Annotated in this window: 8 protein-coding genes and 1 pseudogene; 4 read left to right on the top strand and 5 right to left on the bottom strand. The window is 71.6% G+C overall.

Annotation, left to right across the window (positions count from 1 at the left end; all coding sequences use genetic code 11):
• The 4 genes and pseudogenes from ABZ914_RS04290 to ABZ914_RS04305 form a co-directional block, all read right to left on the bottom strand.
• Positions 1-2,731: CoA-binding protein (locus ABZ914_RS04290; RefSeq protein WP_500191544.1), on the bottom strand; the 2,731-nt coding region annotated here is incomplete at its 3' end.
• 119 nt (positions 2,732-2,850) lie between these two features.
• Entirely contained in the window at positions 2,851-3,498 is a 648-nt protein-coding gene (locus tag ABZ914_RS04295; RefSeq protein ID WP_500191545.1) for a TetR family transcriptional regulator, read from the bottom strand.
• A 151-nt stretch (positions 3,499-3,649) separates the two neighbouring features.
• Positions 3,650-3,865, bottom strand: a pseudogene (locus ABZ914_RS04300) (tyrosine-type recombinase/integrase); the annotation flags it as partial.
• A 16-nt stretch (positions 3,866-3,881) separates the two neighbouring features.
• Entirely contained in the window at positions 3,882-5,384 is a 1,503-nt protein-coding gene (locus ABZ914_RS04305; protein WP_500191546.1) for a glycosyl hydrolase family 79 C-terminal domain-containing protein, read from the bottom strand.
• A gap of 184 nt (positions 5,385-5,568) precedes the next feature.
• On the opposite strand from ABZ914_RS04305, the gene ABZ914_RS04310 reads away from it, so the two are divergent.
• The 3 genes from ABZ914_RS04310 (at position 5,569) to ABZ914_RS04320 (ending at position 10,970) form a co-directional block, all read left to right on the top strand.
• Positions 5,569-6,225, top strand: a complete 657-nt coding sequence (locus tag ABZ914_RS04310) for a TetR/AcrR family transcriptional regulator (protein ID WP_500191547.1) — start codon at positions 5,569-5,571, stop codon at positions 6,223-6,225.
• A gap of 172 nt (positions 6,226-6,397) precedes the next feature.
• The gene (locus tag ABZ914_RS04315) at positions 6,398-8,785 is read left to right on the top strand and encodes a glycoside hydrolase family 3 C-terminal domain-containing protein (RefSeq protein ID WP_500191548.1); all 2,388 of its coding nucleotides are present in this window, start codon (positions 6,398-6,400) and stop codon (positions 8,783-8,785) included.
• 256 nt (positions 8,786-9,041) lie between these two features.
• Positions 9,042-10,970: a BNR-4 repeat-containing protein gene (locus tag ABZ914_RS04320; protein ID WP_500191549.1), complete on the top strand. Its 1,929-nt coding sequence runs from the start codon at positions 9,042-9,044 to the stop codon at positions 10,968-10,970.
• 419 nt (positions 10,971-11,389) lie between these two features.
• Here the strand turns inward: ABZ914_RS04320 and ABZ914_RS04325 are convergent, their stop codons facing one another.
• Entirely contained in the window at positions 11,390-11,536 is a 147-nt protein-coding gene (locus ABZ914_RS04325) for a hypothetical protein (protein WP_500191551.1), read from the bottom strand.
• Positions 11,537-11,748: 212 nt separating this feature from the next.
• Between ABZ914_RS04325 and ABZ914_RS04330 the strand changes: the two genes are divergently transcribed.
• Positions 11,749-12,390: TetR/AcrR family transcriptional regulator (locus ABZ914_RS04330; protein WP_500191553.1), on the top strand; the 642-nt coding region annotated here is incomplete at its 3' end.

Genomic DNA, 12,390 nt, shown 5'->3' on the forward strand with positions numbered 1-12,390 from the left:
TCCGGGCCCGCAGCTCCGCGACATGGCTGACGATGCCGACGGCGCGGCCGCCGTCGCGCAGGCCGTCCAGCACGTCCATCACCTCGTCGAGGGTGTCCTCGTCGAGGGTGCCGAAGCCCTCGTCGACGAACAGCGTGCCGATCTCCGCGCCGCCCGCCTCCGCGGTGACGACGTCGGCGAGGCCGAGCGCCAGCGACAGCGAGCTGATGAACGACTCGCCGCCCGACAGCGTCACCGGGTCGCGTTCCAGGCCCGTCCACGCGTCGGCGACGCGCAGCCCGAGCCCGCCCGCGCCGTGGCTGCGGTCGCCCGCCGCCTTGTCGGTGGTGTGGACGAGCGCGTAGCGGCCGCCCGACATCCGGCCGAGCCGCTCGTTCGCGGCGGCCACGACCTGCTCCAGCCGCGCGGCGAGCACGTACGCCGACAGCGACATCGAGCGCCGGTTCGCGGCGTGCTTGCCCGAGGTGAGCCCGGCGAGCCGCTCGGCGGTCCGGTACCGGTCCGCCGCCGGGCGCCAGTCGCGGACGGCGGCGCCGAGGTCGGCGCGCAGCCGCGCGAGCCGCTCGCAGCGGTGCCGGGCCCGGTCGGCGGCGGACGCCGCGCCGGTCCGGGCGTCCTCCGCCGCGGCGAGCGCCGCCTCCAGCGCGTCCAGATCGGGGGCGGGGCCCGCCGCCGCCTCGGCCAGCGCGCGGTCGGCGAGCAGGTCGCGGACGAGGGCCTCCTCGTCGTCGAAGCGGCGGAGCCGGTCGCGCAGCGCGGCCTGGTCCTCGTCCGGCATCGCGGCGGCGAGCACCTCGTCCGGCGTGCGGAAGCCCTCCTCTTCGGCGGTGGCCTTGGCGCGCGCGCGAGCGGCGGCGAGTTCCTCGGCGGCCCGGTCGGCCTCCCTCAGCGCGTCCATGGCCTCGGCCAGCGCGTCGGCCTCGCGGCCGAGCCGGTCGATGCGCGCCTCCAGGGTCGCGTCCGTGCCGCGCGCCTCGTCCAGCGCCGCGCGCAGCCGCTTCTCCTCGGCGTCGAGCTCCGCGCGCCGGGTGCGGTTCGCGGTGAGCGCCCGGACGTTGCCGTCCCGGGCGTCGCGGACCCGCTCCAGCTCCTGCTCGTCGCGGTGCAGGACGCTCTCCAGCCGGTCGGCCTCCGCGGCCCGCGCCGCCGCCGCGGCGCTGCCGGCGAGCTCCTCGCGGGGCGTCCGGATCCCGTACGCGCGCAGCAGCTCCTTGGCGGTGTGCTCCGAGGCGGGGCCGGCCGCGAGCAGCCGCCGCGCCCCGGCGGCGGCCGGCGAGGGGGTCCGCGGCGCGTCCGGGAACGCGGACCGGTACCGGCCCCGGAACTCGTGGAAGTCGAGGTAGGCGCGCACCGCCTTGACGCAGTTGGCGAAGGTGCGGAACACCGCCAGCCGCCGCGAGCCGAGCAGGACGTCCCGGTAGGCCGGCTCGGTCCCGACCGGCGAGCCCCACACCACGCAGACGGGCTTGTCGGTGCGCTCGGCGATCTCGGCGAGATCCCTGGCCAGGACGTCGCTCATCGGCGGGAACGCGCCGGTGATCGGGCAGATCAGCACCCCGACCGCCGGATCGGCCACGATCGTCTCCAGGATGCGGCGCCCGCGCCAGTCGCCGACCGGATGGCCGCCGTTGTCGACCGGGTTGGAGACCCGCAGGTAGCCGGGAATCCACTCGTGCAGCGCCTTCTGCGTCCCGGCCGACAGCTCGGGCAGTTCCAGGCCCGCCGCCGAGCACAGGTCGGCCATGTGCGCGCCGGTGCCGCCCGAGATGGCGTACACGCAGACCCCGCCGCTCACCGGCGGTTTCGCGCGGGCCAGCAGCATGGAGGTGTCCAGCAGCTCGTCCAGCCCGTCGACCCGGGTGACGCCGAACTGCCTGAGCACCGCGGAGGCGACCGCGTCGGACCCGGTGAGCTTGCCGGTGTGCGAGGCCGCCATCGACGCGCCGTCCCGGGTCCGCCCGACCTTCACCACGACGACCGGCACCCCGCGCCGTGCCGCGTGGTCGGCGGCGAGCATCAGCGTGCGGCCGTCCTTGAACCCCTCGACGTACCCGGCCACCGCGCCGACCTCCGGCAGGTCGGCGAAGTGCCGCAGGAAGTCGGCGAACTCCAGGTCCGCCTCGTTGCCGGTCGGCGCCCAGTGCGACACCCGGACGCCCAGCTCCTGCGCCTGGAAGACGGGGCGCCCCTGGTGGCCGCTCTGCGAGATGAGCGCGATCGCGGGACCGTCCAGGTCGTCGCGGAACTCCTCGAACGCGTTGAGGTTGGTGTTCGGGCCCAGCACCCGGAGCCCGTCGAGCGCGAGCCGGCCCATCCGCTCCTGCGCGTCCCTGCCCTCGTCGCCGAGCTCGGCGAAGCCGGACGCGAAGACCACGGCGAAGCGGGCCCCGGCCGCGGCGAGCTCGTCGAGCACCCCGGCCGGATCGCCGACCAGGACGGCGGCGACGTCGATGGGTTCGGGCACGTCGGCCACCGACCGGTGGCACGGCTCGCCGTCCACCAGGTCGCGCCCGGGGTTGACCGGGTGGACGCGCGCGCCGACGCGCCCGGCCCAGGCGCGCAGCCTCCGGTAGACGGCGGTGTTCGGCCGGCCCGGCGTGTCCGAGGCGCCGACGACCGCGAGCGTGCGCGGCCTGAAGAACACGCCGAGATCCTCGCCGCGGAGCGCCAGGACCCGGCCGCTCACGTCCCGTTCGATGTCCTCGGCCCGCGAGGGACTGTTATCTGACATACCGTCAGCTTAACCGCGGACGCGGCGAAATCTGATGGCCCATCAGAAACGAGGACGGGAGAAGGCCCGGTCCCGGCCTCGCCGGATCACGTGGGCGTCCGCGGCCGCCCGGCCGCCGGCTACTTGGGCGGGCGCCTGCCCGAGACGGCCCAGAAGACCAACTGGGCCATGCTCTCCCGCAGGTCCTCGACCCTGATCTCCCACGCCTCGTACCCGCGCTGGTGGGCGGCGTTGTGCGCGAGCATCCCGACGAGCGCCCCGGCCATCGCCTCGGGATCGACGCTCCCGGCCACCCGGCCGCGCTCCTGCTGCTCGGCGATCACCGCGGCGAGCGCGGTCACCACGTTGTTGAGCATGCGGACGCGCAGCGCGTGGAAGCGCTCGTCGCCCTCGATCGTGGCGAGGTCCACCACCCGCAGGACCGCCTCGTTGTCGCGCCAGAAGTCCAGGAAGCCGTCGACGAGCATCTGCGCCGTCTCGTAGCCGGACTTGCCGGTCCACGGCTGGTCCTCGACGAGCGGGCGCAGCCGCCTTCCCGCCTCGGCCATCTCGGCCGCGATGGTGAGGACGGCGGCCTCGATGTCGGCGAAGTACTGGTAGAAGGTGGCGGGGGACGTCCCGGCTCGCCGAGCCACGTCGATCACCGTGATGTCGCGGTACGGCGAGGTGGCGAGCATCTCCGTGAGGCGGCTCAGCAGCCGCTGCCGGGTCGCCTTGGCCCGCCGGCCCGCGACCCTGCCGTCTGCGGTCAGCACGGTTTCTGGCATACCGTCAGTTTAGGGCCTCCGGCCGCGACCGGCCCACGAGTCCCGCACGGAACGGCGACGCCGGACGCCTCGGCTTTTACCTACGAGGTAACGGAGACGCCCTGGCCAGGCGTGCCTTGCAGGCCTGGGAGGAGCCAATTGGGGAGCCAACTCAGGCGGACTTGCTACCTGGCGTCTCAGACCCACCGCCGAAGATCGCGTCCATGACCTCGGCACCGCCCTTGATCAGGGGCTTGAGGCGATGTCGGTAGATCGTCTCCGTCGTGCGAGTGTCGGAGTGGCCGACGAACTGGGCGATCTTCTCTACAGGAATGTCGTGGTCACTCAGCAAGGAGACGAACGTGTGCCGGAGTTCGCGGGGAACCCACCGGCGGTCGTCGAGGTCATCGCCTGCGGTCGTTGATGTTCAGCAGTACCGCGCTCGGGGTGGTGAAGGGGACATCGAAGGTACTGCCGGCGGCGGGGATCCGGAGTGGCCGGCCGGGGGTGAAGCTACCGTCGGTAGCGACCGTGGAGCCGGCGAACCGGACTCCCGAGGTCGCCTGGAGCGAGGGGCCTTCCAGTCGCTGAAGAACGGCCTGGCGGGGGCTGCCGCCCTTGATCTTCACCGCGACGGTGCCCTTGAGTGTCTTGTCGAGGTCGTCGATCACGACTCGGATGGCGCCGTCGGGCGTCCGCACGGCGTAGGCAGTGACGTTCGCCGCGGTGCCCGACACCTGGGTGGGCAGGAATCGTCCTCCGCGCAGGGCGGAGACCAGCAGCCCGGCGTAGTAGGAGGGTTGTGCCTGCAGTCTTCCGTTGGTGGTGGCGGCCTGGTCGGAAAAGCACATCCAGGTGTAGCCGCCGCAGTCGTGGGGCTGCTGGTGGAAGTTGATCCCGCTGATCCCCTCGTGGGCGGCGGTCAGCGCGTAGTCGACGGTCCACAGGGCCGCGGCCAGGGTGTTGGACACTCCGGCCTTGCCTCCGTTGGCGACGTTGTTGGTCTCTGAAAGGTGTGCCGGCAGCCCGGCGGTGCGGGCCTGTTGCGCGAACAGGTCGATGAAGTTCCTGGTGTTCGCGGCGGTCGCCGGGGACAGCAGGTTGTCGATCGTCGCCGGTGTTTGGATTTCGGGTCTGTTGACCAGCGGGTAGTAGTGCTGGTCGAGGAACCGGGTTTGATGGCCGAACGCGTCGGCGTAGGCCGACCACCAGGTCGGTATCGGCTTGGTGATCGGGTCGGCCTGGGGCAGGCCCCACAGGAATCCTGCGGCGTCGGGGCCGGAGAAGCGCACCCCGGGCGCGGACTTGCCGATGGCGGCCAGGTAGGCGGTGGCCTGCTTGATGTAGGCGTCGGTGGTGTAGTTGGGGACGACGCGCACCGGCAGGTACAGGTTCGGTTCGTTGCCCAGCTGGATCGTGCGCAGCATCGGGCCGAACTGGCGCCGCGCGGCGGCGGCCAGGCCTGCAGCCGCGGCCGGGTCGTCGTGGAACAGGTTGACGCCCAGATCGATCGGCCACCGGGTGCGCCGCGCCAGCGCGCCGGCGCGGGCCAGATCGGCTGGGGTGATGACCTGCCCGTCGGCCCATGCGGGCGGCGGTACGGAGGGGTCTGGCTGCCAGGCGGTCGCGTCGGCGCCGTTGGCGGCGAACCGCATCGAGCCGCGGCCGAGGTTGCCCAGCAGCCGGGCCAGGTTGCCGTGGCCGGCGCTCACCCACGGCTCGTGCAGTGCTCCCTCTTCGAACGACAGGCCGAGGAAGTCACCGGGAATGGCGGCCCCGCCCTTGCCGGAGGCGTCGACGGTCACCGTCAGCGTCGGAGATGGGCGGGCGGTCGATGCGTGGGCCGCAGTGGCCGTGGTCGCGAGCACGGCCGCCCCCACCGCGGCCGAAAGCCGGACATTGCGCATGGTCACCTCGGGTCGGGTCGACGGCTGCCGATCGCTGCCGGTGCGGACCGGTAGCGCGGAACGTAATCCCGGCCCCAGCGCTAAGTCAACTGCTTGACTTAAAGTTGTGGTCGCTGGGAGCCTCTGCGCTTGTAGATGGCCGGGCGTGGCGATGCGGCCGCGTCCTGGCGAAGGAGGATGGTCGATGCCGGCCAAGGCACGTAGCCGGGACGGAGCGCGGCAGGACCGTGCCGCCGCGACGCGCGAGCTGATTCTGGTCACCGCCGAGCGGTTGTTCGCCGAAGAGGGCCTGTCGGTGTCCAACCGTCAGGTCAGTGCGGCCGCCGGGCAGGGCAACAATTCCTCGGTCGGCTACCACTTCGGCGATCGGGTGGAGCTGGTGCGAGCGATCCTGCGCCGGCACGGCCCGCCGGTGGAGCGGCTGCGGGCGGAGCTGGTCGCCGACGCCGCCGGCACCCAGGACCTGCGCGTCTGGCTGGGCTGCCTGGTGCGGCCGTTGCCGGAGTACCTGGCGGGCCTGCCCGGTCCCACCTTCTTCGCCCGGTTCGGCGCGCAGGTGATGGTCGACCCCGGCTACCGCGAACTCGCGATCGAGGACGCGATGTCCTCGCCCTCGCTGCACATCATCCTGGACCGGCTGGACCGGCTGCTGCCCGATCTGCCGGCCCCGGTACGGACCCAGCGGCGGGTCATGACCCGCCAGCTGATGATCTTCACATGGGCCGAACACGAACGTGCTCTGGCCGAAGATCCAAGCGGCCCGCACCTGGACTGGCACCACGCGGTGACCGGACTCGTCGACGCCTTGACCGGGCTGTGGCAGGCACCGGTGAGCGACTGAGGGTGAAGCGGCCCACCCGCGAACCCGGCACGGCCCCCCACCCCCGCGAGGAGATCCCGTGACCCGTCTTCGAAGAGCTACATCACCGATCATCGGCCGCTGGACCGTTAGCCGCGCGAGCGCCGGCGGCTTGGCCGTGTCCGCCGCTGTTGCCACGATCGCCGCGGGAGGTGTGACCGCGCACGCGGCCGCGCCCCACGGGACGGCCGCGCTGGTGGCCGCGATGACCCTGGAGGAGAAGCTGTCGTTCGTCCAGGGCCGCTGGGACGACCCGCAGCTGCAGAGCATCGGTGAGTCCGGATACGTGCCAGGGGTGCCCCGCCTCGGCATCCCGCCGCTGCGGCTGACCGACGGTCCCGCCGGTGTCCGCGCCACCCAGCCGGCCACCGCCCTGCCGGTGCCGGTCGCGCTCGCCTCGTCCTTCGACGAGCGGCTGGCGCGCCAGTACGGGCAGGTGCTGGGGCGCGACGGGCGGGCCCGCGGCATGGACGTGGTGCTGGCGCCGATGGTCAACACGATCCGCGTGCCCTACGCCGGCCGCAACTTCGAGACCTACAGCGAAGACCCGCTGGTCGGCTCCCGGACGGTCGCCCAGACGGTCCAGGGCGTCCAGAGCGCGGGCGCGATCGCCACCACCAAGCATTTGGCGGCCAACAACCAGGAGACAAACCGGCAGACCATCAACGCCCAGGTCACAGAGCAGGCCCTGCACCAGATCGAACTGCCCGGGTTCGAGGCGGCGGTGAAGGCGGGTACCGGGGCGGTGATGTGCTCCTACAACCAGCTCAACGGCGAGCACACCTGCTCCAGCGACGCGCTTTTGAACTCCACCCTGCGCCGGCAGTGGGGTTTCGGCGGCTGGGTGATGTCGGACTGGGGCGCCGCCCACGCCCCCACCGACATCCTGGCGGGCCTGGACCAGGACATGCCCGGCGCTCCGCGAGGCGACGACCACTTCGGAGCCCCGCTCAAGACCGCCATCGGCAACGGCTCCATCCCGCAAGCCGCGCTGGACAGGTCGGTGCAGCGGATCCTGGGCGTCATGGCGCGGTTCGGGCTGCTGCGCTGCGCCTCGCCCAGGGGTGCCGTCGCCGGCTGCGCCCAGCCCGCACGCCCGGCGCTGGACACCGCAGCCGATGACAAGGTCGCGCAGAGGGTCGCCGAGGACGGCGCCGTCCTGCTGCGCAACACCGGCAACGCGCTTCCGCTGAGCGGCGCGGCGGCCCGCTCCGTCGCGCTCATCGGCACCCCCGCAGCCCAACCCGTCATCGGGGGCGGCGGAAGCTCCGAGCTGGCCCCCACCTCGGTGACCGTCCCGCGAGAAGAGATCACCAGACGCGCCGGCTCCGGCGCGGACGTCGCCTACCGGCCCGGGGTGGACACCACCGGCACGGTGATCCCCGGCACGGCGCTGTCGGGCGGCCCGATCGACTTCACCGGCGCAGGCGCACTGAAGGCCGACGGCTACGACCAGACCCGGACGCTGACCGCACCCGAGGACGGCGACTACCTGCTCACCCTGCGCTCCACTCTGAGCACCACCTCACTGAAGGTCGACGGCGCACAGGTCGCCGCCGGCGGCAGCCTCAGGCAGGACCAGCTCAAGAACGCCACCGCGCGCGTCCACCTCACCAAAGGCGCCCACACCATCACCGTGGCGGCCACCAGCTACATCCCCGGCCGGCTCCAACTGCAACTGAACTGGACCACACCGTCGCAGGCGCGAGCGGACCTGGACGCCGCGGTCACCGCCGCCAAGAAGGCCAAGATCGCCGTGGTGTTCGCCTACGACGAGGGCACCGAGGGCAGCGACCGCACCACCCTGGCCCTGCCCTATGGGCAAGACGCCCTGATCTCCGCGGTCGCCAAAGCCAACCCCAACACCGTCGTCGTCCTCAACACCGGCGGCGCGGTCACCATGCCGTGGCTGGGCCAGGTCCGCAGTGTCCTGGACATGTACTACCCGGGCCAGAGGGGCGGGACGGCGACCGCCCGGCTGCTGTTCGGCGACGCCGCCCCCGGCGGCCGGCTCACCCAGACCTTCCCCCTGGACGACGCCCACACCATGGTCAGCGGCGACCCGAGCCGCTTCCCCGGTGTCAACGGCACCGAGACCTACTCCGAAGGCATCGACGTCGGCTACCGCTGGTACGACCAGCACCGGCAAAAGACGCTGTTCCCCTTCGGACACGGCCTGTCCTACACCACCTTCACCTACAGCCGCCTGAAGGTCCACGGCAACGGACACGGCCTGACCGCCACCTTCACCCTCACCAACACCGGCCACCGCGCCGGCGACGAAGTCCCCCAGCTCTACCTCGGCCCCAGCCCCGACGCCCACCGAGCCCAACAGGCCGTCCGATCACTGGGCGGCTACACCAAGGTCCACTTGAGCCCCGGCCAGTCCCGCCGCATCACCATCACCACCGACCAGCGCCAACTCCAATACTGGGACACCACCCGCCACACCTGGACCACCGGCACCGGAACCCGCGACATCTGGATCGGCCCCTCCTCCCAGAACCTCCCCCTCCACACCACGACCACGGTCCCGCACTAGCAGCTCGCACGCGGGACCGGGACCCCGACCGCGGTCCGGCACCGGCGTCGTCAGCGGATTCGGCGGCGGGCGACGGGGCCGGCCTCAGCCGTGACACGGGCAGAGGTCTCCTCGCCGAGCCGGACTTGCTCCTCGGGGCTCGGTCCCACGAAAATTCACCCCCTTTATTAAAACGTTTTAATGAGGTCTGACTATGTTTGACCAGCAGAGGTCTCCCCAGGTTCGCCGGAGGTATGCGGTCGGTCTGGCGGTCGTCGTGGCGCTGGGCGCGGGGCTCGCCGTCCCGCAGTCCGCCGGAGCGGACGCGGTCTCACCAGCGGCGACCCGGCTCGGTGACCGCGTCCTGGATCCGGCGGCGCGGGGCAACATCACCTACAACGGCACCGCCAACGTGGGGAGCTACCAGCAGGACGGTCTGATGACCTACAGCGGGTACCAGTACGTCGCCTGGTACGCCGCCGACCGGACCGCGGTCATCTCCCGCCGGAAGCTGCCCTCCGGGGACTGGCAGAGCATCCGGTTGGACGCGGTGCTGTTCGCCGACGACTCGCACAACAACATCGCGATGGCGGTGTCCCCCACCGACGGCCGTATCCACCTGGCCCTGGCCACGCACGTCCCGATGGCGCGCTACATCCGGAGCGTGCCGGGACTGGCCGATGGGAAGGCGCAGTGGTCGTCGCGCTCGTTCGAACCGGTGGCGGCCGCCCTGCCGGGTGCGCCCACGGCTCCGGACTGGTGGACCTATCCCCAGTTCGAGCGGGTGAAGGGCGAGTTGCTGCTGACCTGGCGTGACGGCACCTCCCTGGGCGGTGGGCAGGCACTGGCCCGGTACGACGCCGACAAGGCCGGCACCTGGACGTACCTGGGGACGTTCTCCTCACCTGAAGGGACGTACAGCAGCCGGTTCGGCTCCAGCAACGCCCGTTACGGCTACCTGCACGGCTTCGGCGCCAACCCAGTCACGGGCGACCTGGAGATCACCTGGGCCTGGCGCGAGGACGCGACCGCCCAGGACCCGAGGTGCCCGGGCGCCGCCGCCAACCGCGACCTCGGCTACGCCCGCAGTACCGATGGCGGGCGCACCTGGAAGAACAACGCCGGTGAGGTCATCGGCCGCACCGGCACCGACGACGTGATCACCGCGGACGACGCTCAGGTGGTCGTCGAGATCCCGATCAACCAGGGCATGATCAACCAGGAGACGCAGGCCTTCGACTCCGGCGGCCGGATCCATGTGGTGACCAGCCAGCTCAACGACGAAGACCTCGCCGCGATCGGCGGATGCCTCACCGACTACTACGCCCAGCGCGCCGGCTACGCGCACCCGGTCCACCACTGGCGCGACGGCGACGGGAAATGGCACTCGACCATGCTTCCGTTCACCACCGGCACCGGCGGCCGCTCCAAGCTCGTGTTCGGCGCCGAGAACACCGCCTATCTCGTCCTGCCCGACGGCCGCATCGCCGCGGCCACCGCCAAGAGCCGGTGGTCGGACTGGAAGATCGTGTTCGCCGGCGACGTCGACAGCATCAGCGAGGTCACCATCGACCGCCAGCGGCTGCGCTACGACGGCGTCCTGAGCGTCGCCTATCAGGAAACCGGCAGGCCCGCCAACGCTCCCTCGGCGTTCCGCGTCGCCGACTTCGCCCTGGGGCGAAGGCATTCCCGGCCCGCCGCCAAAACCACCACTCCCGAGGCGAGCCCGCGTCCCTACATCGGTAGTGCCACCGTCGTCCCCGGCATCCGCGCCTCCAGCGGACAGCCCAACTTCCCCGCCCAGTTCGCCGCCGACGGCAAGACCAACACCTACTGGTCCAGCGGTCAGGAGGTCAACCGCACCAAGGACGGCATCCCCTGGGTCGAGATCCTCGACGCGGTATCCGCCAAGAACGGCGCCGCCACGCCCGACCGGCCTCAGATCCTGAGCATCGACTACGGCAAGAAGCGCTGGGTGAACAACGTCACCGTCACCCCCGTCGGAGCCAAGGGGCCGAAGACCTACACCCTCCAAGGCCGTGTCAACGGATTCTGGAAGCGCCTGGCCACCGTGCCCGCGCAGGCCGCCACCGCGCTGTCGGTGCCTGTCGCCCGCAGCAGGATCGACGCGATCCGGCTGGTGATCACCGCCGGGAACAACGCCGACACCGTCCAGATCGCCGAGGTCACGACCTTGGACCGCTAAGACCAGGATCCCTCCCGGGCGAGACATGTCCGCGATGCCCATGAGATCGAGAGTCCGGCTCCGGACGACTCTTCGGAGCCGGACTCACAAGGTTCAGCGGCCTGGACCTGGAGGTCTGCCCAGATAACAGCTCCGCCGCACGGCTGAGCGTGCGCGCGGTGGCCGGGTGCGTCCCTGACCGGGGACCCCTCCGGCCGCCCGCACCGGGGCCGATGCGGGCAGCTAGGAGCCGCCCCGGAGCCCTGTCCCGGCCGAAAACGTCGTCCGCGCAGGTCAAGCGGCACGTTCGTACTCGTTGAGGATTCCGCCCAGAGGGTGCTTTCTTCGGATGTGCAGGTGGGCGATCTGGTCTGTTTCGTTGATCGGCGGAGGCAGCGGCTTCAACGGGCGGGCGTGCCCTGATGCGGCCGATGCTGGTTCTAGAAGGCCTCGAACTCTCGGAGGGCGTGGAGCAGGTGCCGCTGGTTCCAGATCAACGTGCGGTCCAGGAGCTCACGGCGGCAGGTCTGCACCCACCGCTCCATCACCGCGTTCATCCACGGCATCCGCACCCCGGTCAGCACCACTCAGATACCCGCATCGGCCAAGACGACGTCGAACAGGCCAAGGAACTTGCCGTCCCGGTCACGGATCAGGAACCGTGCCCGGCAGCCGGCGCAGGTCGTTCGGCAACCTGCGCCCGTCGGCCCGCTTGCCCGCTCACCGGATGTGACCTGCCGGTCTGCAAGAATGTCGATGCAGCGTGAGAGCGAGGTCGTGCATGGCATCCCCCCGGCGCGTGGGCACCGAGACATCCAAGACGCGGGATCTCATCCTCAACTGCGTCGAACGGCTGATGCTGGAGGCGGGCTACGCCGGCGTCACCTACCGTGCCATCGCCGCCAAGGCCGGGGTCACTCCCGGCCTGGTCCAGTACTACTTCCCGACCCAGGACGAGGTGTTCGTCGCGGCCATCCGGCGACGATCGCAGCAGAACCTGGAGAAGCTGGCCGAAGCCCTGCGCGCCCGCCCCGATCAGCCGCTGCACGTCCTGTGGGACTACAGCCGTGACGAGTCCGCGGCGGCGCTCACCACCGAATTCCTCGCTTTGGGCAATCACCGCAAGTCGATCCGCGCGGAGATCACCGAGTGGACCGAGCGGGTGCGGCGGCTCCAGATCGACGCGCTCGACGAGGCGATCCGCGAGCGGCCCGTCACCCTCGGGCCCCTGTCACAGGGGACGCTGCTGTTCCTGGTGACGGGCATCCCGAAGCTGATCCGCCTGGAGGAGGGCGTCGGCATCGCATCGGCGCACGCCGAGGTGGTCAAGGAGTTCCAGGAGTTCCTCGACTCGGTGGAGCCGGCGGGGGGGGGCCGCGCGGCCGGCACGCCCCCCCCCCACCACCGGGGTGGGTGGGCGGGAGAGTTCGCAAGACCGCAA

The organism is Spirillospora sp. NPDC046719 (genome assembly GCF_040645715.1).
Taxonomy (GTDB): Bacteria; Actinomycetota; Actinomycetes; order Streptosporangiales; family Streptosporangiaceae; genus Spirillospora.